This is a genomic window from Paenibacillus sp. J31P316 (assembly GCF_056269105.1).
On record NZ_JBWDNI010000013.1, the window covers coordinates 103099 to 125510 of the forward strand.

The following is a 22412-nucleotide window of genomic DNA, read 5'->3' on the forward strand; positions in this document are numbered from 1 at the left end:
CTTGCTTGATTTCCGAATCTGCATTAGCATGGATAGAGAACGATTGAAGACCATGCCATTCCGAAGCTGGTTCAAAATACACTCAGGGAAAGGTTGTCGCGATCAGATGCATATAGACCTCTATTCCGATATCGCTTGTCCATGGTGCCGAATCGGGAAACAGAACCTTGCCCGCGCTCTGCAGCTATGGGCCGAGCAGAACGACGAACCCGTTACCGTTGCTTATCATGCCTACCAATTGGATCCCGGTCTGCCGGAAGAAGGTCAAGCGTTCGACGAAGCGATGATACGCAAAATGGGCGGCGCGGAGTCTATGAAACGAGTCGTTGAGCATGTGACGGGCGCAGGCGCGGCGGTCGGGCTGACCTTCAGGTTCGACCGGGTCGGCAAAATGCCGAACACGCGGCTGGCGCACCGGTTCGTGGCTCTCCTTCCCGAAGAGAAGAAAGAAGAAGCCGTCGAGGCCTTGTTCAAGTCCTACTTCGAAGACGGCGGAGACGTGACGCAAATGGTCGAAATCCTAGCCATTGCGGAGCGGATCGGCGTGCAGGCGCCTGACCTGCAGGAACGCCTCGAACGGGGCGAGGGCGAAGAGGAAGTCGAAGCCGATCTGAAGCGCGGGCGCCAAATCGGCGTGCAGGGCGTGCCGTTCTTCGTGTTCAATAACCGCTACGCGCTGTCTGGCGCCTATCCCGCGGAAGAGCTGTTCGGCTTGATGGGCGGCGCCAGAGTCTAATAAACGAATGATGAGCGCCTGTGAAGCGCAAAAAACGTCCGAAATCGGCTGCCGACGGTTTCGGACGTTTTTCATTTGCGGCGCGCGCTTTACTTTGCCGCTTTTGCCGCGTAGACGTTGATATGATCGATATGCGCCACTTTACCCTTGGCAACCGTGCTCGGACCGACGAATTTCAACTCGTAAGCAGCAGCCGGATGGTAGACGTAGATCTTATCCGTGCCGCTGAAGCGAACTTCCTTCGGCATGCCGAGCGTCTTGATGACGGAGGCGAACGTCAGCGACTTGATGCCTACCGACTGATCGACGGATTCCCCGAAATTGCGGAGATCGTAGATAATTCCCGATGCGTTGACGCCGAAGGCGAAAGCGCCTTTGCCCATGCCGAAGTTGTACGATTCGTAATGATTGCCTTTGCCGGCGCCTTTATCGGGCTCGCCCCATTTATAATGGACCGCCGAAATCGGCGTTTTGCCCGCGATGGCGTTCAACCCCGGAATCTTGCCTTCCTTGGCGAGCGAGTAAATGGTCTTGATATATGTGCTGCCTTGTTGCGCGCTGAGGCTGGCCGCGGTTGTCGATGCTTTGCTTGCGGTCGCGCTCGCCGCATGGGCTTGCGGATGCGGGATGAATGCGGCGGAACCGGCCACGATGACGCCGGCCAGGGCCAGCTTGCTCCAAAGTTTCAAAGACGTATGATTAGTGCTCTTCATGATGCACACTCCTCTTTCGTTTGATTGCGACTAGGGACGATGGCTTGACTGCTTTTCTCTACATCCTCATATTACCCATCCTGCCCAGCGGTTCCGTTACAAAATAGTAACGAAATAGCTACAATAAAGTAACAAGTAACAATAGGAAAGTAAGTTGGCAAATATCCCGCAGCGACGAAAGGGCATCGGGGCGAATTGCCGCTGGCGCGATGCATGGGACGACTCTAAATAAACATAAAAAAGACGGCCTGCTTAATGCACGCCGCCTACGAATTTGAGCCCTGCCACGCCGATAATAATCATCGCTATAAAGACCAGTTTTCGTTTGTCCCGAGATTCGCCGAACACCAGCATGCCTAGAATGACGCTGCCGACGGAACCGATTCCCGTCCAGATCGCATAGGCCGTGCTGATGGGAATATCCTGCAGCGACCGCGATAAGCAGTAGAAGCTGACAAACCCCGAACCCAGCGCGAGCAGCGTGCCCCTCCAATTTTTAAAGCCGTTCGACATCTTGATGCCCGTGACGCCGCCGACCTCCCCGAGTCCGGAAAGCAGCAGAAACAACCATGCCACGACCGATCCCCCCTTTCATGCGTTCTCTCTTATTCTGCTGAGGATTTCGTCGATTGGACCGAATGAAGCGTTTGGGGCGATTGGTTTGAACCCTCTGCCTCATCCCTGCCGGAAATGACTTTCAGTCCGACGATGCCGCCCACCAACAGGGCGATAAACAGCAGCTTCAATATATTTACTGGCTCATCCAGCACGACGATGCCCACAATAACCGTACCTACCGTTCCGATTCCCGTGAAAACCGCGTAAGCCGTACCGATCTCGACACGCTTCATCGCTTTGGCGAAGAAGACGAAGCTCACCGCCAGGAGCGCGATCGTGATCAGACTCGGCAGCCACAGGGTGAATCCCTCCGATTCCTGCAGGCCATAGGCCCATGCCACTTCCAGGCAGCCCGCAATGAGCAAATACATCCATGCCATGGCAGGTTCATCCTCCTTATCTCGCTTGCTCCTAACGAAGCGCATCCTGCAGCCAGCCCCATAACAGGGTCTGCCGCCGGCGATACAGCTCCGTATCGTACAGCTTGTGTTCCACGAGCAGCCCGTCGATGACGGCGTAGAAGAGCGCGAGCAGCCGCTCGACCTGCTCCTCGCCGCTCGCTTCCGTGCCCGCGCATTCGCGGAGCAGCTTCATCATCGGACCGGTAAATGAAACCTCGTGCCCGATAAACTCGCTCCGCAGACGCTCTTCCAAATTCCGCGGCGGCATGAGCATCGTACGCTTCAGGAACGACTGCCCGTTAGTCAACCCGTCGAGGTCGGTGAAGAAGCGAAACGCCGCGTAGTAACGCTCTATAGGCGGCTGATCCTCCATGCTTTGGAGCAACAGCGTGAATTTCTCGTGTTCCTCGTGAACCGCATCGTCCAGCAGCGCAAGAAACAGCTGCTCCTTGGATTCGAAATGCGCATAGATCGAAGGCGTCTTGATGCCGACGGTTTTGGCGATTTCCGACAAGGAGACGCCTTCATAACCCGACTCCGCGAACAGCGTCAGGGCAGCTTGCTTGAGACTTTTGGCCGTCATGGAAATACACTCCTTTTATGCGGAAAACATATTGCCTAACGAACGTTAGTTAACCTCTGGCTATGATAGCTTGGTATGGGGGTTCTGTCAAGGGGCTCCGGTTTTGAGGCTTCGGTTTTGCGATGGGCGCTCCCGTGGTGCTTCGCACCAAAGTCGCTCCCATTCGCAAAACCTGCGCGGCAGGTTAGTGCGCAAACCCTGGGGGCTTCCCCCTTCTCCCCCGGGGCGAGCTGTGCTTGGCTGCCCCTTGCTTGCGGGCTCCGGTTTTGCGATGGGCGCTCCCGTGGTGCTTCGCACCAAAGTCGCTCCCATTCGCAAAACCTGCGCGGCAGGTTAAGTGCACAAACCCTGGGGGGCTTCCCCCTTCTCCCCCGGGGCGCGCTGCGCTTGCCCCTTACTTGCTGGGCTCCGGCTTTGCGATGGTCGCTCTCGTGGTGCTTCGCACCAAAGTCGCTCCCATTCGCAAAACCTGCGCGGCAGGTAAGTGCACAAACCCTGGGGGCTTCCCCCTTCTCTCCCCCTTGGAGCGCGCTGCGCTTGGCTGCCCCTTGCTTGCTGGGCTCCGGTTTTGCGATGGGCGCTCTCGTGGTGCTTCGCACCAAAGTCGCTCCCATTCGCAAAACCTGCGCGGCAGGTAAGTGCGCAAACCCTGGGGGTTTCCCCCTTCTCCCCCGTTGGCGCGCTGCGCTTGGTTGCCCCTTACTTGCGAGCTTCGGTTTTGCGATGAGGCTCCGGTTTTGCGATGGGCGCTCCCGTGGTGCTTCGCACCAAAGTCGCTCCCATTCGCAAAACCTGCGCGGCAGGTAAGTGCACAAACCCTGGGGACTTCCCCCTTCCCCCCCGTGGCCGCGCTGCGCTTGGTTGCCCCTTTCTTGCGAGCTTCGGTTTTGCGATGAGGCTCCGGCTTTGCGATGGGCGCTCTCGTGGTGCTTCGCACCAAAGTCGCTCCCATTCGCAAAACCTGCGAGGCAGGTAAGTGCGCAAACCCTGGGGGCTTCCCCCTTCGCCCCCGTTGGTACGCTGCGCTTGGCCGCCTACCGTACGGCACCATTTAAATTTTCACTGGAAGCCATTACCTTATTATGTTATTATGTAATTACGTAATTACGAAATAATAATTCGTGAGGTGATCAGAATGAATGACGAACGGGATTTCGGAGCAGAGTTAGATTGGCTGAAAACGCAGGTTCTGCAGCTGCAGGACCTGCTCGGGCGGCCGCCTGCCGCTAGGGCAGGCAGCACTCCTACGGTTGCCGCCGAGACACAGGCGCCGCAATCGCAAGGGGCCGTGCATTATGTCGGTACTTTCCGGCAGGAGGAAACTCTGCTGAAGTGGGAGCCGCAGGAGCGCGCTGTCGACGAGCTGCTTCGATTCGACAGCGAGCGCGTGGCGAAGGTACTGGCCGCGCTCGGCCATAAGCAGCGGCTGGATATTTTACGCGCGCTTCTCTCGCAGCCGCAGACGGGAACCGCGCTGGTCGAGCAGCTGCAGATGGGCACGACCGGACAGTTGTACCACCATATCAAAGCGTTGGCCGGGGCCGACCTGCTGCGGCAGGAAGAACGAGGCGGCACGTACTCCGTGCAGCCGCAGCGTCTGCTCCCGATCCTGCTGCTCCTCGCGGCATCGAATGACCTTAGCGATACGAGCGACTATTTGGAGATGACCGCGGCAAGGGAGCGGGCGGGCGACTACTTTGGTCCGACAATCGAGCCCGGCAGCTGCGATCCGCATGCCTTGTTATGGGCGGTGCTCGAGAACTCCCTGTTAGAACACGAGGCGGGCCATTGCAGCGACATCCACCTTTTTATCGACGACGCCTCCATCACGGTCGCGGACAACGGTCGAGGCATTCCCACCTCACTGCTCGGCGGCACTGGCACGGGACGCACTTGGCTGCACGCCGTCATGACCGACCTTCGGCAGCTGGCCATTCAGGGAGCGGAAGTTACGGTACCGGGCAGCGCCAAAGGCATCAACATCGCCGTCGTCAATGCCATGTCCGCGCAGCTGCAGGTGGAGGTGCGGCGGGAAGGCAAAATAGCTCGCCAAAGCTATAAGCACGGCATTCCGCAGCATCCCCTGCGCACAATCGGCATGACGGGAGAGACCGGATTAAGCGTGACGTTCGAGCCTGATCCGGAGCTATTTGCCGGGCGCTTCGATCCAGCACGGATAAACGCGCGAGCGGAGGCCATCCGCGCCGCCTACCCGAAGCTCAACATCCATGTCCATGCCTAACCGCCGAAAGGAGCTCCCATGATCATCGCCATCCTGCTCTTCCTGCTTGCCGGCATCGCCGAGATCGGCGGCGGCTACCTCGTATGGATTTGGCTCAAAGATGCCAAACCGCTGTGGTTCGGACTCATCGGCAGCCTCATCCTTGTCGCTTACGGCGTCATTCCGACGTTTCAAAGCTTCCCCTCGTTCGGCCGAGTCTATGCCGCTTACGGCGGCGTGTTCATCGTCCTTGCCGTTCTGTGGGGCTGGCTCGTCGATCGTAAAACCCCGGATGCTTACGATTGGATCGGCACAGCGATTTGCCTTGTCGGCGTGTCCATCATGCTGTGGGCACCCCGTTCGGCGTAACTTCGGCAGACACCCTGATGCACGGCCGCAAACCATAATAACCCGCGCCGACTCCGGCACGGGTTTGTTTATTGGGTGTTATGGTCACTATCATCCTTGCCCCTCAAGTCCTCTCAGGAATGGTCAGTTCCTCGTCGAAATGCCCCGAGCGGTTCACTTTCGTCTGCAAGTATTTGCGGTTGAACTCGGAAATATCGCCCCACAGCGGCACGCGGCCGCCCACGTTCATACCGGACGCCTTAAGCGCATCCAGCTTCCGCGGATTGTTCGTAATCAAGGTGACCGGCTTGCTCCGCAGATGCTTCAGCACGACCAGCGTATCGTCGTAGCTGCGCGTATCGTCCTTGAAGCCGAGCTCGAGATTCGCTTCCACCGTATCGTAGCCCTTCTCCTGCAGCAGATAAGCCATCGCCTTGCTGAACAGCCCGATGCCGCGGCCCTCGTGGTTGGCGAGGTAGAAGAGCGCGCCGTTTCCGTGCGAGACGATCATTTTCATCGATTGATGCAGTTGAAAACCGCAATCGCATCGCTTGCTGCCGAAGATGTCGCCCGTGTGGCAGATGCTGTGCATACGGATGAGCGCATCCTCGCCATTTGCAAAATCGCCGTGCACGAGCACGCTCGACTGCTGTTTCTCCGCCAAATTCGAGGCCGACAGCTGCTCGATCAGAAACTCCGTCCGTTCCGTCTCTTTGCAGCCGCCCTCCTTATGAACGAGATCTTTGCACGGCAGCCAGCAATACCATTGAAATTCGACCGTTTCTCCGTCCAAATTGACGGGGAGCTTAATCGGGCCCACCAAAATAATCGTTCCGTTCTTGCTTTTGATCGTCTCGATGTTCTGATCGAGCATGGAGACGATACTCTCATCGATAACCGGCATTCCGCACCTCCTTGAACTTCGGCATTCGTCGAACAACCGTTTTTGCATTTTTCCATCCATCATGCTTTACCCGCTTAGGGTTCCCACGGAATAAAAAATCAGCCGTTCCCCGCAGCAGCCTGCGCTGTCGCCGAGAACGGCCTCCTGTCATGCCTTTTTGCGGCTAATCCATTAGACTGCCGTACGATGTCCGGTGTCAGTGCGCGGCGACTGCTTTCTTGATGGCCGCGTTCACGCCGCTGACGTCAGGATGCGCCGCAACCGCAGCGTCGGTCAGCTTGTATTTCTGCTTCAGCGTCAGAATGCGGATGATACTCTCGTCGATCCGTTTCTCCGTCAGCCCGCCCTTCTGGATGCTTTGCTTCAAAGCGGTCAGTACCGTCTTCGCGTCCTCGTAGCCATGCGCGAGCAAAATAATATCGCTGCCTGCCTGCACCGACTTGACCGCAGCCTGCGCCAGCCCGAAATGATTGGCGATCGCGCCCATGGTCATATCGTCCGTGATCACGACGCCGCCGTAGCCGAGTTCTCCGCGCAGTTGATCGATGATGATCGTCTTGGAGAGGGAGGCCGGATTGTTTTTATCGATAGCGGGGAATAGAATATGCGCCACCATCACCATGTCGACGCCGTCCTTGACCGCGGCTTTGAACGGCACCCATTCGAACTTTTTCAGCTGGGACAAGCTTTTGTTCACGACCGGCAGCTCCAGATGGGAATCCACCGACGTATCCCCATGCCCCGGAAAATGCTTCACGACCGAAATGACGCCCTTCTTCTGAATGGCCTCCATAACCGCCAAGCCCATATCCGTTACCCGCTTCGAGGTCGTGCCGTAGGAACGGTCGCCGATGACAGGGTTGTTCGGATTGCTGTTGATATCCAGCACCGGGGCAAAATCCACGTTGAAGCCCATCAGCTTGCTCGCCTGCCCGAGCGCGCTTCCGATCGCGCTTGCGTACGAGACGTCGCCCGTATCGCCGATCACTCTCGCCGCAGGAAACTTGACCAGGCCCGGCAGTCTGCTGACACGGCCGCCCTCTTGGTCCACCGAGATCAGCAAGGGCGAGGGATTGGCCTTGTTCCACGCTTTGAGCTGATTGACGTACGCGGCCACGCCCGCAGGCGTCGTGACGTTGTTTTTATAGAAAATAAAGCCGCCGACGTGCTGCTGCTGAATCAAAGCTTTCGTCTGCGCGCTGGCCGCAGTTCCGTCGAGCCCGGCGATGACCATCTCACCCAGCTTCTCGTCGAGCGTCATCTCCTTCAGCTGCTGTGCGGCAAGCTCCGCCGGCGTTGGCTCGACCGGCTCTTCAGGGGTCGACGGCTGCGACGGCGCGTTGCCGGAATTGTCGTCCGGTTCCGCCGGTGTTTGCGAAGGAGCGTTGCCGGATGAATCGCCCGATTGGCCGGGGGTTTGCGAAGGCTGGTTCTCATCATCAGGCGTTTTCGGCGGCTCGACCGTGCCCGAAGGCGTCGTCCCGCCGCCGGTCGTTCCCTCATGATTGCCGCTAGATCCGCAGCCTGCAAGGCCGACCGTTAGGACCAGCAGCATAAGCCATATTTTTCTCATCATCGATGTCTCCAGTCGTTTCAAGGATGTCTTCCCTAGTCTTACCCTATCCGACGAAAGAAGACGCTTGAAATGTTGCAGATCGGCCGGAGGCACCGGAAGCGAGCGAACCATCTCGCGACAAAAAGGATGAATGCTGCATTCCCTGTCATCCGACAACGAACGCAAACCAATCATCCTACGTAAACCAATCCATGCTGACGAAGTAGGCGAATGCTGCATTTCCGTCTCGCGACGGAAACGCAAACCAATCGCCCTACGTAAACCAATCCATGCTGACGAAGTAGGCGAATGCTGCATTTCCGTCTCGCGACGGAAACGCAAACCAATCATCCTACGTAAACCAATCCATGCTGACGAAGTAGGCGAATGCTGCATTTCCGTCTCGCGACGGAAACGCAAACCAATCGCCTTAAATCGTCCACTGGCTCCAATCGCCCCGGCGTTTGCCGATACCGTCGATCCAGCGAAGCGAGACATCGAACAGCTCGTCGCGGGAGGCTTTGCTGGAGAAGGTATGGTTTCCTTGCAGGATGACTTCCTTATCGCAATTGCCCTCCTTGCGGAGCCAGAACATTTTCTGATACAAGAAGCAATAATCCACAGGAATGACCGTGTCCCCCGAGCCGTGTACGATCAGCACGTCGCCGGCGTAGGCGCGCGTTTCTGTCAAGGGCTGGTATTGGGCAAGCGAATCGGTGAAGCGCTTCGTGAACAAATAGTGCAAATGGTCGGTCTGGCCGACCGTCTCGATCTCCTTGATCGCCTGAGTACCGATAATGTTGCGGATATCCATATACGGATGCGCCACCGGCGCCCACAGCACGAGCGACCTCACGCGCGCATCCCGCGCAGCCGTCAGTACGGCAACCGCGCCGCCGAGGCTATGCCCCAAAAGAATGAGCCGTTCCGAATCGACCAGATCAAGACTCGACGCATAATCGATGACCGTGCGCGTCTGGGCGATGAGTTCATCCAAGCCGCCGCTGCCGTAATCGCCGGTGCTTTCGCCGCAGCCGCCGTAGTCGAAGCGCAGCACGAGATAGCCACTATTGGTCAATCGTTCCGCGGCTTCTACGAACAACCGGTCCGTTCCCATCCGATTGCCTACAAAACCGTGGCATATGATGACGATCGGATATTTGGCCGCATATCTAGTGCCTTCCTTTACGACCGGATACTGCAGCACGCCTGCCAGCTCGATATCGCCGCTCTTGATTGTTATGGGATGATTCATGTTCGGCACCACCTTATTCCTATAATTCCTACCTACTTTGTTGGAATTAAGAATACCACGGTTGCCGGACTCCGTCAATTGGCATTTTGGCTAAGCCTTAGGCAGTCGGAGGCTTGCTTGGCGCCATCATTCGCCGATATGCTTAAGCGCTTCGCGCACGCTGAGCGGCGACAGCTCCGTCTCGCGGACGAAAGCACGCACCGCGTCCGGGTCGGTCTTGCCATACTCTCGCAGCGCCCAGCCGATTGCCTTACGCATGAAAAAATCGCTCTCGTGCGCCGTGCGCCGGATGAGCGCGAACAGAAGCGCCGCGTCCGTGCGGCCCTTGTACCCAAGCTGAAACAAAATCGCACTGCGGCGGAGCCACAGATTGTCCGAGGTGATCCATTTCTCCGCGTACGCCTGAACAAGGTCCGGATGCTTGCCGAACAACGTGCCCGCCAAATGACTAGCCAGCAAATCCACCGTGTCCCACCAGGAATGCGTGGTTATCAGATGTTCAAGCAGCTCCATGTGCTCCGGACCCAAATCCTTCTTTCTTTTGTCCATAAGCAGCATCGCCGAATAATGGAATTCCCGCTCCGGCAGCGCCCACAGAAGGCGAACGACCGACTCCAGGTCCGCTCCGGCCGGCACGCCTTGCTCCTTCATGAATCGCTTCGTCAATGCAGTCCGTTCAGGCGTACGGATACCCAGAAAAGAAAACTGATCCCGCATGTACGCCGTCATCGCGACCGCCTGCTCCGCATTCGCATGGTTGCGCAGCAACGCTTCCAGCTTGTCCGTATAAGCTGCAGCACTCCCCGCTTGCACCGTTCCCGCCATTCCATCGGCCCCCTTAGATATACGCAATCAAATTATACCAAAAGATCGCTAACGTTCTCAAAGCTAGAACCGGCGGGGGAGTAGAGAGCGTGGGTCGGTTCCGAATCGGTTGGGGTTAGGGGCGGGGTAGGAGCCGGGCTACGGTTGCCGTTAGGGTTGCGGTTGCGGTTGCGGTTGCGGTTGCGGTTGCGGTTACGGTTGCGGTTGAGGTTCGGGCTCGGTTTTGAGTTCTGCTTCGGGTTCGACTCCTGGCTCGACTTCCACTTCGGGCCAGGCTTCAGCATCGACCGGAGCACTTCCCGCCCAACCAAAAACAACCTTACCCCGATCGCATCGGAATACGGTTGCCAAGGATGTCTAAATAACCATTGCTAAGATCCGTTGTATTGCCGAGATCCGAACTAGTATTGAAGCGCTAATCCTGCAGCACCGCCTCGACCGCCCGCCATTGCAGCTTCTCCCGCATCGCGACGACCGGGCCGATCACGATGGCCACCGGGCTGGTCAGCTCCGCCGTCTCCGGCATCGCCGCAATCGTCTTCAGCGTGCCGACCACCACTCGCTGCTCCGCCCGCGTACCGCTCTGGATCAGCGCGATCGGCGTGGCCGGCGGCTTGCCGTTGCCGAGCAGCTGCTCCACGATATAAGGCAGCTGCTGCAGCCCCATCAAGACGACGAGCGTCTCCGCGCCCGCCGCCCATGCCCAGTCCACGCAGGCGCCGTCTTTATCCGCGCATTCATGGCCCGTGATGACGGCGAACGACGCGGCAAGCTTGCGGTGCGTCACCGGTATGCCGGCATAAGCCGGTGCGGCGATGGAAGAGGAAACGCCCGGTATGATTTCAAACGGAATGCCCCGCTCGGCTAGATAAGCCGCTTCTTCGCCGCCTCGGCCGAACACGAACGGATCGCCGCCCTTCAGGCGCGTCACCGTCAGTCCGCGATCCGCCCGCTCGGCGATCAGCGCATTGATATCATCCTGCTTCAGCGTATGATGACCGGAGGCTTTGCCCACGTATAGCAGCTCCGCCCCGCGGCGCGCTTCCAATAATAGCGCGTCGGATACGAGCCTGTCGTAGATGATGACATCCGCGCACCGGATGCTCTCCAGCCCGCCCACGGTGATCAGCTTGGGATCGCCCGGCCCCGCGCCGGTTAAGTAGACTTTTCCGCTATGGCTCATACCCGTTCCCCCTTAAGCGACGTGATCTTCGGCTGCACTGAAGAACTTGCGGATCGCGACCACCATGCTGCCCATACGTTCTTCCTCCGGGAAAAGCACCCGCTCCACGCCTTCCTCATGCAGCGCCTCCGCCGACACTTTGCCGACGGCAGCCGCCAACACACGGCCCGCGAATGCCTCGCGCACGGCGTCCAATTTGCCCCGTTCGGCCGCGAAGCCCATCACGCAGCGCACTTGGGCGGTGCTCGTAAAGGCGACGGCGTCCACTTGACCGCGAATGATCTCATCGATCAACAGGCCGACTTCGCCGTCCTCCGGCGGCAGCTGACGGTAAGGCAGCAATTCCTCGCAGACGGCGCCGCGGGCCGCAAGCTCGCCCGTAATCTTCGGAGCGGGATCGCCGTACAGCTGAAGCACGACCCGCCGGCCGTTCAGGTCGCAGTCTCCCATCGCGCGAAGCAGGCCGGCCGTCGTGCCGTCTTCGTCGCGCACATCCGGCGCCAGACCGAAACGGCGCAGCGCGGCTACCGTCTTGTAGCCGCGGGCCGCGATTCGCATCCGGCCGAGCGCGGCCAGGAACGGCATGAGGAGCCCCAGCCTCTCCGCCGATTCCAGCAGCGCCTCCGTCCCTGTACCGGTCGTCAATAGAAGCCAATCCGCCGGTCGCGCGATGAGCGCCTTCAGCTGCTCCTCGATGCTGGACTCATCGAGGTAGACCGTGCCTTGCGCCGGACGAGATACCGCCGAGCCGCCGAACTTTGCCACCATTCTGCTGAAGTCATCCATTTTGCGCGCACCCGTCACAGCTATAACCTTGCCTTCCATTCTCGCCATCGTCGCCGCCTCCGCTCTCATCGGGCTATGCCGCCGTCTGGATACCATGCCAAACCTTTTATGCCGATTCCGCTGCGTCCTTCACGTACACGATCACGTTGCCGCCTCCGTCCACCTCGACCCGATACGTATCGACACAGCCTTGGTCCGGCGCTTGCACGAGGCCGTCATGCAAGTCGATCTTCCAATCATGCAGGGGACAATAGACGTGATGGTCGCAGACGATGCCCTCCGAGAGCTTCCCCCGCTTATGCGGGCACGAATTCTCGACCGCCTTGACCGTGCCGTCGGATAACTTGAACATGGCCAGCTCCAGACTGCCCATTCGGAAGATCCGTCCCGATCGCTCGGGGAATTCGGAAATATGCCCTGCCGCCACTCCATTCATCGCTCTTCCACTCCTTTGCGCGGCGCCGCCGGGTGCGGCAGCCGCCCTCTATATATGAAGCCGATATCATTGTCGTATAGGTTAACGCCAGCTTACTTCGCGTCAGCCGGCGCGGCAGCTTCCGTGCCTGCTATCGCCGTCAGCGCTTCGAACGCGCTGCGCAGCTCGTCGCTTTCGATGATTTGCTTCCACGGATCCTTCGTAAGCTTCAGCGTTTGGTCGATGCGGGCGTTCAGCGCGTCACGGTCTTCCTGCTTCTCGAGCGCCTTCTTGATCGTGTCCAGGCCAACGCGGATGGACCATTCGCTCGTACGCTCCATGTAGTTCGCCGTTTCGCGATAATATTGCAGATACGCGCCGGTCCACGCGAGCACTTCCTCCTCGGTCTTGACCTTCGTGAGCAGCTCCGCCGCCCGGACGCGGGTACCGCCGTTGCCCCCGACGTAGAGCTCCCAGCCGCCGTCGATCGCGACGACGCCGAGATCCTTGATCGTCGCTTCCGCGCAGTTGCGCGGGCAGCCGGATACGGCCAGCTTTACTTTATGCGGCGTGTTCAGGCGCTCGAATTTCTTCTCCAGGTCAACGCCCATCTTGATGGCGTCCTGCGTGCCGAAGCGGCAAAACGTATTGCCGACGCAAGTCTTAACCGTTCTGAGCGACTTGCCGTAGGCATAGCCGGAAGGCATATCGAGGTCCTTCCACATCCCCGGCAGGTCTTCCTTCTTCACGCCGAGCAGGTCGATCCGCTGGCTGCCGGTGAATTTGACGAGCGGCACTTGGTATTTCTCGGCCACGATCGCGATCCGCTTGAGATCCTCCGGCGTCGTCACGCCGCCGTAGATTCGCGGCACGACGGAGTATGTGCCGTCCTTCTGAATGTTGGCATGATTGCGTTCGTTGACGAAGCGCGATTCCTGTTCATCCTCGTGCTCTTCCGGGAACGCCATGCCGAGGTAGTAGTTGAGCGCCGGCCGGCACTTGGAGCAGCCCTCGGGATGCTTCCATTCCAACACGTGCATGACTTCCTTCGTCGTCGTCAGGCGCATCTGCTGGATCGCGCCCACGACCTCGTCGCGGGACAGCGTCGTGCATCCGCAGATCCCTTCCTTGACCGCGGCCACTTGATCGGCGCCGAGCGTCGTCGTCAAAATCGCTTCCACGAGCGGCTTGCAGCCGCCGCAGCCGGCAGATGCCTTGGTGCAGGCTTTCAGCTCAGGGACGCTCACGCAGCCTTTCTCCGTAATGGCTTCAAGCAGCGTATCCTTCGTCACGCCGTTGCAGCCGCAGACGATTTCGTCTCCGCTCATGGCCGCCACGAGATCCGCGTCGCCTGCGGACTCTTTGCCGCCCGCCCCGCCGGAAGGACCGAACAGCACCTCTTTCTCTTTCCCGGTGTAATCCTTCCCGCTGCGGATCGCCGAGAACAGCTTGGAGCTCTCGCTCGTATCCCCGAACAGGACCGCGCCCACGACTTTGCCATTTTCGAAAACGACTTTCTTATAGATACCGTCCAATTCGTCCTGGACGCGAAGCGCCTTCGTGCCAGGTTCGTCCGTGTAGCGTCCCGCCGAGAAGACGTTGACGCCGGATACTTTAAGCTTCGTCGAGAGGACCGACCCTTGGTAGCCGTCGCTGTCCACGCCGGCCAGCCTTTTGGCCAGAACAGCACCTTGTTCGTACAGCGGCGCCACAAGACCGTAGGCCACGCCGCGATGCTCCACGCACTCTCCGACCGCGTATACGTTCGGGACATTCGTTTCCATATAATCGTTCACCACGATACCGTCGTTCACCAAGGCTCCGCCGGCTCTGGCCAGTTGCGCATTCGGCCGGATGCCGACAGCCATCACGATCAGATCGGCTTCCTCGTGCGTACCGTCCTTGAACGTCAGCCCCGTGACGCGCGCTTCGCCCGTAATGAAGCCGGATTGTTTGGCCAGCAGAAACTTCATCCCTTGGCCCTCCAGCTCCGCTCGCAGCATCCGGGATGCCGTCTCGTCGAGCTGCCGGTTCATTAGAAAGGGACTGTTATGGACGACGCCGACCTCCATGCCAAGATTGAGCAACCCGCGAGCCGCCTCGAGACCGAGCAGGCCTCCGCCAATGACGATCGCCTTGCGGTAGTGCTTGGCGGTCTCCATCATCATCTCGCAGTCTTTGATGTCGCGGAACGCGATGACGCCTTCTTTATCGGCTCCCGGAATCGGCAGCATGAACGGCAGCGAACCCGTCGCGAACACCAGCTCGTCATAAGCGAGCGTCTCCCCGGCGTTCGTGGACACCGTACGCCGCTCCGTATCTACTGAAACCGCCTCTTGCCCCGCCAGCAGCGCGATGCCGTTGTCGCGGTACCAATTCCAATCGTTAAGCACGATATCGTTCATGCTGGCGTCGCCCGCAAGAACGGACGAGAGCATGATACGGTTATAGTTCGGATGAGGCTCCGCTCCGATGATGGAAATGTCATACCGGTTCGGACTCAGCTTCAGCAGCTGTTCGACGAATGACACGCCGGCCATGCCGTTTCCAATCATGACGAGTTTCTTCTTCATGGCGATCTCTCCTAAAGGTAAGATAATGTTGAGACTTGCTGCCTGCGTCAACTCAGCCAGTCGTCGGCCGTACTGCCCAGAAATCATAAAAAGCCCATCCCCGCGTCAAAGAGAAGAAGACGCATGAGATAGGCTCCATTGCCGGATCGTAGAGGCACGCCATTGTGCCGTCGAATCGAATATCTTGACTCGATTATAGTTCGCATTAAGATATATGTCAACTATCTTGACACGTAATGGTGAGCTGTTTCATAATAACACCAACAGCTTCTTTTTAATGACCGATTTATCGCGGATTTAATGTTAGATTAGATCACATTTCAATCCAAACACCCCATTCTAACCCGACTGTATGGAATCCCAAGCCCCGTTCAATGAGGTGATCATCGTGAAATCCATTCTTTTGCTCGAAAAAGGAAGGCCCCCCATCTCCCTGCACGGCCTGCGGCAATGCTGCAAGTCGCTTCACCGGGCGGCGAGCGCTGAGGAGGCACGAAAATTCATCGGCGATGCGGAGGCTGTCGTACTGCATGTGCCAATGGATGCACTGCAAGGCTGGCAGTCTACGATTGCCGGCCTGCGTCGCGTGCCGACGCTATGGTTGTGCACCGACAGCGCGATGCCCAAAGATATCGATTGGGGCTATACGTTGGACGGCGTCCTCTTCGGCTCCATGAACAGCCTCGAGATGGACGTGGCGCTGGGCTGGGGACAGCGGGTCTTCCAACAGCGCAAGCGCTGGACGGAAGAACGCGAGCAATTGATGCAGCGGATCGAGGAGCGAAAGTGGATCGATCAGGCGAAGGCCGTACTCTGCGAGATCAAAGGCATCAGCGAGTCGGAGGCTTATGATTTTCTCCGCAAGCAGGCCATGAACGAGCGCAAGCGGATCGGCGATGTATCCGCTTCGATCGTGAAAGTCTACCAGCTCATTCACGGCTGAGGCGAACAAACGGCTGCGAAAAGGACGATTTTATTTTTATGTCAGACATCTTGACATCTGATTTCATCCGCCCCTATAATGCAAACTAAGATCACAAAGATGTGTATCGAACGATGTTAACTCGGCAAGCACACCGACGTGCTGCCGTTGGCAATGAGGCCGTATTGCAGTTCACCCGACTGCGATGCGGCCTTTTATTGCGTTTTGCACGGCTGCGGCAACGTGGCACTCGAGTGAACGACCTTATGCATTCCACCAGGCGCGGATTATCCGTCTGCTGCCTCGCAGTCCACAGAGAGAGAAGCATTCAGTTAAATTTGGAGAGGAGTTTTACAATGATGATGGACCGTAAAAGTTTTTTGAAGAGCGGGCACACCCCCTCGCTGCTGAGCGCATTCCTGTATTTCGATTTGAGCTTCATGGTATGGTCGCTGCTCGGCCCGCTGGCCGTGGTCATTATGAGCGACTATCCGATGGATGCCGCGCAAAAGGCGAACCTGGTCGCCCTGCCCGTCCTCGGTGGCTCGGTCCTGCGGCTCGTGCTGGGCTACCTGACGGACGTGATCGGCGCGAAACGCACAGGTCAAATAGGCCTGATTCTCACGATGGTTCCACTGATCTGGGGCTGGAAATTCGTTGATTCGCTAAGCGAGCTGTATGCCGTCGCGCTCATGCTGGGCATCGCGGGCGCTTCCTTCGCCGCCGCGCTGCCCCTGGCAAGCCGCTGGTACCCGCCGAAATATCAAGGTCTCGCGATGGGCATCGCCGGAGCGGGCAATAGCGGCACCGTGTTCGCGACGCTGTTCGCGAATCGGATCGCGCAGCATTACGGCACTTGGCATGTCGTGTTCGGCCTCGCGCTGATCCCGATCGCGATCGTGTTCGTCGTCTTCTCCATCCTCGCGAAGGACAGCCCGAACCAGCCCGCTCCGCGCAAGCTCTCGGATTACGGTGCCGTGCTGAAGCAGCGCGATACGTGGATGTTCTGTATCTTCTATAGCGTCACGTTCGGCGGCTTCGTCGGCATGGCGAACTATTTGACCATCTTCTTCAACACCCAGTACGGGCTGAGCCCCGTGCGTGCAGCCGACTTCGCTACGCTCTGCGTCATCGCCGGCAGCTTCTTCCGGCCCGTGGGCGGCTGGCTTGCCGACCGGGTCGGCGGTCTCCGTATGCTAACGCTGCTGTACGGCGTCGTCGCCATTATGATGGGCTGCATCTCGACGCTCCCCGTGCTGCCGGTCATGATCGTGCTGCTGTTCATCGGCATGATGGCGCTCGGCATGGGCAACGGCTCCGTGTTCCAGCTCGTCCCGCTCCGCTTTCAGAACGAGATCGGCATCGTGACCGGCATCGTGGGCGCCGCGGGCGGACTCGGCGGCTTCTTCCTGCCGAAGATTCTCGGCAGCCTGAAGCTGTCCTCCGGCTCGTACACGCCGGGCTTCCTGATCTTAAGCGGCGTGGCGCTCGTCTGCATCGTACTGATTCTCGTCATCCAAGGCGCGTGGAAGAAAACGTGGATCGGCAGCGGCGGCAAAGCCCGCGTCGATGCAACCGTGCAGGGAAGCATCGCTTCCTAATCTTGGATCGCCATCCTAACGCCGGATCTGCATTCAGAGACGCCGGATCGCCCAAGACGAATCGAGAGAATACAAGAGGGATGGTGCGGACTACAATCCGCCTCATCCCTCTTTAGATTCGAGACCGCCTTTATCGCCGATAGCCGTCTGGCATACAGCGGCCGCTTGCAAAAATCCCCGTCCACGGCCAGCTGCCATGAACGGGGATTTATTTAACGGGGATATCGCCAAATCAATTCACAAAGCTTTGAAGAGACGGCGGCCGCCTGAACTTCGTGCCCTGCTCGAACGCATAAGCGAGGCGGATCAGCGTCGGTTCCTCGTAGACCCTCGCCGTAAACGCGACGCCGAACGGAGGACCGGCGGCCGTGTAGCCCGCCGGCACGGCCACGGACGGATAACCCGCGCGGGCCGCGAACCGCGAACCGAAGTCCGCAGGGAACAATACCGCATCCAAGCGATGCTCCAGCATCACCGCGTCGATGCCTTCATCCTTGCACAATCGGATGTCCGTCGCCCGGTCCTGCAGATAGCGAACGTCGGTTAACGCGCCGGTCGAGTGGAACTCCGCGTGCATCAACGTCTTTTGCCCGTATTTCAACGTCTCCACCGGATACTGGTTATTAAACGCGATGATGTCCTTCAGCGTGCGCATCGGGGCGCCTGGACCGAGCTTCGAGAGGTAGGCGTTCAAAGAAGCTTTGAATTCGTTCAGCAGCACGGTCGAGTAGGCGATGGTGCGGGCCGTCGCGATATTCGCCGGATCGACGATCGTCGCGCCCATGTCCCGCATGATCCCGACCGCACGATCGAAGATCGCCAGCTGTTCTTCGGTCAATTCTTCGAAGAAATAATCCCGCGGAATGCCGATCCTCGCGCCTTGCAGTCCGTTCTTATCGAGGAACGCGGTGTAGTCCGCCGGTTGTTTGCCAATCCCGCTGCCCATCGCCGCGTCGCGGTCGTCGTATCCCAGCATCGCTTGCAGCATCAGCACCGCGTCCGTGACCGTTCGCGCCATCGGCCCCGGGGTGTCCTGCGAATTGGACAACGGAAGAATGCCCGTCCGGCTTAGCAGCCCGACCGTCGGCTTGATGCCGACGACCGAGCACAGGTTGCTCGGGTTCAGAATCGAGCCCGACGTCTCCGTGCCCACGGCCGCCGCGCAGAAGTTCGCCGCGACCGCGACGCCCGATCCCGCGCTCGAGCCGCCGGTGGGCGTCGATATGTTATACGGGTTCATCACCTGGCCGCCGCGGGAGCTGTACCCCGAGGGCATGCCTTCGGTCATCATGTTGGCGAATTCCGTCATGTTGGCTTTGCCCAGAATAACGGCGCCCGCTTCCCGCAGCCGCTTCACGATAAAAGCATCCTCCGGCGCATAGCTGTCGGCAAGCGCTAGCGAACCGGCGCTCGTCGGCATTTTGTCGCCGGTGTCGACGTTGTCCTTGAGCAGGACGGGAATGCCGTGCATGGGACCCCGCGGCCCTTTCAATTCGCGCTCCCGGTCCATCGCTTCCGCAATGAACAGCGCGTCGGGATTGACGGACAGCACGGAATTGAGCAGCAATCCGCTCTTGTCATGATCCGCGATTCGGTTCAAATAGCCCAGCACCAATTGCTTGGAAGTCAACTCACCCTTAGCAAACGCCGCCTGCATGTCCGCGATCGTCGCCTCTTCGATGTCGAATGCCACGCTATCACCTTTTTCCATTTCTTTCAATCTTACTACAGCTGGCTAGACTTGTCCGTTTATTCTCGCTATGCGGAGGATTGCCAGCCGTTGTCGGCACAATCCATTGTCGGAATGGCGTGAGCCTGTCGATTCCCAGGCTGAGAAAACCCGACCCGTTCCCGTCAAAAGCAAAGGCGAGTCGTCGCAGCGAGGATGAAACGCCTCATCAGCACTTTAGTCAGTCGCGTTCCCCGTGCGAATGGACATACCGCTCATAAAGCTCCGGCGTATTCAGGTTAACGAACGCCTCTTCTTCGTTCGCGGTTGGCGCAAGCTCGATCGTAAGCAGCGCGCCTAGCAGCGGCATGACGCGAAGGTCTCCCCGCTCTAACCGCCGTTCTAGTTCCGCGACCGCGCTCGTATGATAGAGCGCATGGAAGGGCTGCAGCTCCGTCCGGATGAGCTGCGGACGAGACGCCGCTTCTTCAGCCGCCCTTCGCATTCGCTCGAACAACGTCTCCGATATCACCGGCATGTCGCAAGCCATCGCGAAGCCGTAACCGCGCTCCGTCATCGCGCTCAACGCGGCATGCAGGCCCGCAAGCGGACCGCAGTCCGGGAAGCGATCGGCCGCCAATTCGACCTCGCCCGCCAACCCTTGGAGCAGCGTGCGATATTCGCGCCCGCGCTCCTCCGTGCCGCAAGCGATGACGATGCGCTGCATGCCCAGCGCCAGCATCCGTTCCGCCAAGCGCCGCAGCAGCGGCTTGCCATCCACCTGCAGCAGCGCCTTATTGCTTCCCATGCGCGTGCTGCGCCCGCCGGCGAGAATGATGCCGGTGATCGCCTTTGTTCCCATGTTTACTCGCCCCTTTCCATCCCGCTCATATTGAAGCGGCCTGCACCCGCTCGCCGCCCGCCGCGTCTGTTCATCTAGAAGAATGCCGTATGTCCAACCTCGCGGTTGTACACGCAAACCAATCCGCTTCCTGTCCATGCCGTCTGTTTCTTCCAGTATAGAGGGCGGTGAAAGGAATGTGAAGGAAGCTCACAGCGGGCATGCCTTGCGCGGGCACCGGAGAAGGGCCGGGATCTACGGCTTTGCAGGAACATGCACGCCTTTCAGGGAAGTAATAAGCCCTATAGCTGCCCGCTAGCCCGCGGCTGAATACGAGATTGACGGAGAGGATGAATTCATATGGCTTTGGAAGAAATCATTAAAGGACGCCGCTCCATTCGCAAGCTGAGCAATTCCCCGGAGGTACCGCGTTCGCAAATTGAAGAAGTCATCAAGCTCGCGCTGCATGCGCCATCGGCCTTCAATATGCAGAGCGGACGACTCGTCGTACTGAGCGGCAAGAACCACGAACAGCTGTGGGACATCGTAACCGAGACGCTGCGTACCCACGTGCCGCCCGAGAAGTTCGGCCCGACGGAAGCGCGCATGAACGGATTCAAAGGCGGCGCCGGCACGGTGCTGTTCTTCGAGGACCAAGCGACGGTCAAGGCGACGCAGGAGAAATCGCCGCCGTCGTATCAGATGCATTTTCACAACTGGTCGCACCAAGGCAGCGCCATTCTCCAATATGCCGTCTGGCTGGGCTTGACCGAGCAAGGCCTGGCCGCGTCGTTGCAGCACTACAATCCGATCATCGACGAGAAGGTCGGCCGAGAATGGGACATTCCCACATCCTGGTCGCTCGTCGCGCAGATGCCGTTCGGACGGGCGGCGGAACAACCGGGACCGCGCAGCTTCCTGCCGTACGAGGAAGTCGTGAAATGGCATTGATGCCATGAAGCGTCCCTGCGCCGGCAAGGCGTTAGCGCCGGGCGGCATGAATTTCAATTTAAATGTTAGATATACTAACGCAAAACAAATTTTTCCTCATAAGCGTTGACTATCCCAAGTTAAGTGTTATGATTATGTCATAAAACTTAACACCATTGCTCCCTAGGGTTCCGTTTACCGATGCGCCGCTTCCGGCGGGTCGATAAAGTCTGGACCGAGAGAGAGCGGCCGAGCACGCTCGGCTACACGGAGGGATAAAAGCCCGGGAGATTAGAGCGATCTAATTTCCCGGGCTTTTTATATTTAAAGGGGGTTTTGCCATGAACAAATTAAATCGGTACCTGCTGATTCCCGTCGCATTGCTCTCGGTCACGGCGGTATCCGCCTGCGGTTCGGAGAACTCCAAGAACGATGACATCACGCTGAGAGTCGCGTACAACCAGTGGGTCGGAAGCGCCGGTCTGTTCATCGCCGACAACAAGGGCTACTTCGAGGATGCGGGCATCAAAGTCAAGCTGATCGAGTTCGCCAGCCCGACGGAAGCGACGCAAGCGCTGCTCAGCAACAACGTGGACATCGCGCTCACGACGCTCGATACCGCGGTCATGGTCAAATCGAACGAACAGTCGAAGAACCTCAAAGTTTTCAGCCTCACGGACCTCTCGAGCGGCGCGGACGGGATCGTAGCCGGTAAGGACATCAAGACGGTCGCGGACTTGAAGGGCAAAACGGTCGCCGCGACGATCGGCGCCGTGAATCATTTTCTTCTCGATCACGCGCTCAAGCTGGCCGGTCTCAGCGAATCCGACGTGAAGCTCAGTAACGTCGCTCCGGAACAAACGGGCCCGCTGTTCATGTCGGGCAAAGTAGACGCCGCAGTCACCTGGGAGCCTTACTTATCGCAATCGATGGCCCAGGGCGGCAACCTCCTCTTCTCCACGAAGGAAGCACCGGATTTGATCATCGACGGCATGGTCGCCTCCGAAGATTTGATCCAAGACCACGGATCCGAGATCCGCAAGCTCGTCGATGCCATCGACAAAGGCACGGAGTTCTATTATTCCGATACCGATGAAGCCGCCGCGATCGTCGGCGAGAAGCTCGAAGCCAGCAAAGAAGACGTCATATCCATGATGGATGGCGTGAAGCTGATTCCCCAAAGCGAGGTCAAGATCAAAATGACCGACGGGCTCGGCGCGCTCGAGCAGCACGCGCAAGACTTCTCAACCTTCTTCTTGGATAAGAAGCTGATCGAGAACGACATCAAAGCCCCCGACCTGTTCGACAATTTCCTTTATAAATAACCAATCCT

At 58.7% G+C, this 22412-nt stretch carries 21 protein-coding genes and 1 riboswitch; of the genes, 7 read left to right on the forward strand and 14 right to left on the reverse strand.

Annotated features, from left to right (window positions below; genetic code table 11):
• Positions 1–106 precede the first annotated feature (106 nt).
• Positions 107–736 (forward strand): DsbA family oxidoreductase, encoded by a 630-nt coding sequence (locus tag AC0YNU_RS25465; protein WP_475761490.1) that lies wholly within the window; start codon positions 107–109, stop codon positions 734–736.
• Between the two features lie 89 nt (positions 737–825).
• Here the strand turns inward: AC0YNU_RS25465 and AC0YNU_RS25470 are convergent, their stop codons facing one another.
• From AC0YNU_RS25470 to AC0YNU_RS25485, 4 genes are all read right to left on the reverse strand, one after another.
• A complete protein-coding gene (locus tag AC0YNU_RS25470; RefSeq protein ID WP_475761492.1) occupies positions 826–1449 on the reverse strand; it encodes a YjgB family protein in 624 nt (207 codons plus the stop codon).
• Between the two features lie 252 nt (positions 1450–1701).
• A complete protein-coding gene (locus tag AC0YNU_RS25475) occupies positions 1702–2025 on the reverse strand; it encodes a DMT family transporter (RefSeq protein WP_475761494.1) in 324 nt (107 codons plus the stop codon).
• A 29-nt stretch (positions 2026–2054) separates the two neighbouring features.
• Positions 2055–2447, reverse strand: coding sequence for a DMT family transporter (locus AC0YNU_RS25480; protein ID WP_475761496.1), 393 nt, complete (start codon positions 2445–2447; stop codon positions 2055–2057).
• 31 nt (positions 2448–2478) lie between these two features.
• The gene (locus tag AC0YNU_RS25485) at positions 2479–3051 is read right to left on the reverse strand and encodes a TetR/AcrR family transcriptional regulator (protein WP_475761498.1); all 573 of its coding nucleotides are present in this window, start codon (positions 3049–3051) and stop codon (positions 2479–2481) included.
• A 1135-nt stretch (positions 3052–4186) separates the two neighbouring features.
• Between AC0YNU_RS25485 and AC0YNU_RS25490 the strand changes: the two genes are divergently transcribed.
• Together AC0YNU_RS25490 and AC0YNU_RS25495 are read left to right on the forward strand one after the other, a co-directional pair.
• A complete protein-coding gene (locus AC0YNU_RS25490) occupies positions 4187–5293 on the forward strand; it encodes an ArsR family transcriptional regulator (protein WP_475761500.1) in 1107 nt (368 codons plus the stop codon).
• Positions 5294–5311: 18 nt separating this feature from the next.
• A complete protein-coding gene (locus AC0YNU_RS25495) occupies positions 5312–5641 on the forward strand; it encodes a YnfA family protein (protein ID WP_475761502.1) in 330 nt (109 codons plus the stop codon).
• 103 nt (positions 5642–5744) lie between these two features.
• On the opposite strand, the gene AC0YNU_RS25500 is transcribed toward AC0YNU_RS25495, so the two are convergent.
• The 8 genes from AC0YNU_RS25500 to nirB all read right to left on the reverse strand — a co-directional run bounded on the left by AC0YNU_RS25500 (position 5745) and on the right by nirB (position 15116).
• The gene (locus AC0YNU_RS25500; RefSeq protein WP_475761567.1) at positions 5745–6494 is read right to left on the reverse strand and encodes a GTP cyclohydrolase II; all 750 of its coding nucleotides are present in this window, start codon (positions 6492–6494) and stop codon (positions 5745–5747) included.
• 226 nt (positions 6495–6720) lie between these two features.
• Positions 6721–8097 (reverse strand): beta-N-acetylhexosaminidase, encoded by a 1377-nt coding sequence (gene nagZ / locus AC0YNU_RS25505; RefSeq protein WP_475761504.1) that lies wholly within the window; start codon positions 8095–8097, stop codon positions 6721–6723.
• A 412-nt stretch (positions 8098–8509) separates the two neighbouring features.
• Positions 8510–9334 carry an alpha/beta hydrolase family protein gene (locus AC0YNU_RS25510; protein ID WP_475761506.1) on the reverse strand — a complete coding sequence of 275 codons (825 nt, stop codon included), beginning with the start codon at positions 9332–9334 and terminating at the stop codon, positions 8510–8512.
• Between the two features lie 126 nt (positions 9335–9460).
• Positions 9461–10159 carry a DNA alkylation repair protein gene (locus AC0YNU_RS25515; protein ID WP_475761508.1) on the reverse strand — a complete coding sequence of 233 codons (699 nt, stop codon included), beginning with the start codon at positions 10157–10159 and terminating at the stop codon, positions 9461–9463.
• A 415-nt stretch (positions 10160–10574) separates the two neighbouring features.
• Positions 10575–11342, reverse strand: coding sequence for a uroporphyrinogen-III C-methyltransferase (gene cobA / locus AC0YNU_RS25520; RefSeq protein ID WP_475761510.1), 768 nt, complete (start codon positions 11340–11342; stop codon positions 10575–10577).
• 12 nt (positions 11343–11354) lie between these two features.
• Positions 11355–12176 (reverse strand): uroporphyrinogen-III synthase, encoded by an 822-nt coding sequence (locus tag AC0YNU_RS25525; protein WP_475761512.1) that lies wholly within the window; start codon positions 12174–12176, stop codon positions 11355–11357.
• A gap of 58 nt (positions 12177–12234) precedes the next feature.
• Complete coding sequence (nirD, locus tag AC0YNU_RS25530; protein ID WP_475761514.1) at positions 12235–12564, reverse strand: nitrite reductase small subunit NirD; 330 nt, start codon at positions 12562–12564, stop codon at positions 12235–12237.
• Positions 12565–12656: 92 nt separating this feature from the next.
• A complete protein-coding gene (gene nirB / locus AC0YNU_RS25535; protein ID WP_475761516.1) occupies positions 12657–15116 on the reverse strand; it encodes a nitrite reductase large subunit NirB in 2460 nt (819 codons plus the stop codon).
• A 388-nt stretch (positions 15117–15504) separates the two neighbouring features.
• Here nirB and AC0YNU_RS25540 point away from each other — a divergent pair, with 388 nt between their 5' ends.
• The gene (locus AC0YNU_RS25540; protein WP_475761518.1) at positions 15505–16059 is read left to right on the forward strand and encodes an ANTAR domain-containing response regulator; all 555 of its coding nucleotides are present in this window, start codon (positions 15505–15507) and stop codon (positions 16057–16059) included.
• A gap of 341 nt (positions 16060–16400) precedes the next feature.
• A complete protein-coding gene (locus AC0YNU_RS25545; protein ID WP_475761569.1) occupies positions 16401–17639 on the forward strand; it encodes a nitrate/nitrite transporter in 1239 nt (412 codons plus the stop codon).
• A gap of 232 nt (positions 17640–17871) precedes the next feature.
• Here AC0YNU_RS25545 and AC0YNU_RS25550 read toward each other — a convergent pair whose 3' ends face one another.
• Together AC0YNU_RS25550 and AC0YNU_RS25555 are read right to left on the reverse strand one after the other, a co-directional pair.
• Positions 17872–19350: an amidase family protein gene (locus AC0YNU_RS25550; protein ID WP_475761520.1), complete on the reverse strand. Its 1479-nt coding sequence runs from the start codon at positions 19348–19350 to the stop codon at positions 17872–17874.
• A 199-nt stretch (positions 19351–19549) separates the two neighbouring features.
• Positions 19550–20170 carry a molybdenum cofactor guanylyltransferase gene (locus AC0YNU_RS25555; protein ID WP_475761522.1) on the reverse strand — a complete coding sequence of 207 codons (621 nt, stop codon included), beginning with the start codon at positions 20168–20170 and terminating at the stop codon, positions 19550–19552.
• A 339-nt stretch (positions 20171–20509) separates the two neighbouring features.
• Between AC0YNU_RS25555 and AC0YNU_RS25560 the strand changes: the two genes are divergently transcribed.
• Both AC0YNU_RS25560 and AC0YNU_RS25565 read left to right on the forward strand, forming a co-directional pair.
• Entirely contained in the window at positions 20510–21100 is a 591-nt protein-coding gene (locus AC0YNU_RS25560) for a nitroreductase family protein (RefSeq protein WP_475761524.1), read from the forward strand.
• A gap of 151 nt (positions 21101–21251) precedes the next feature.
• Positions 21252–21371: riboswitch (guanidine-I (ykkC/yxkD leader) on the forward strand.
• Between the two features lie 49 nt (positions 21372–21420).
• The gene (locus AC0YNU_RS25565; RefSeq protein ID WP_475761526.1) at positions 21421–22404 is read left to right on the forward strand and encodes an ABC transporter substrate-binding protein; all 984 of its coding nucleotides are present in this window, start codon (positions 21421–21423) and stop codon (positions 22402–22404) included.
• The last annotated feature ends 8 nt before the right edge of the window (positions 22405–22412 follow it).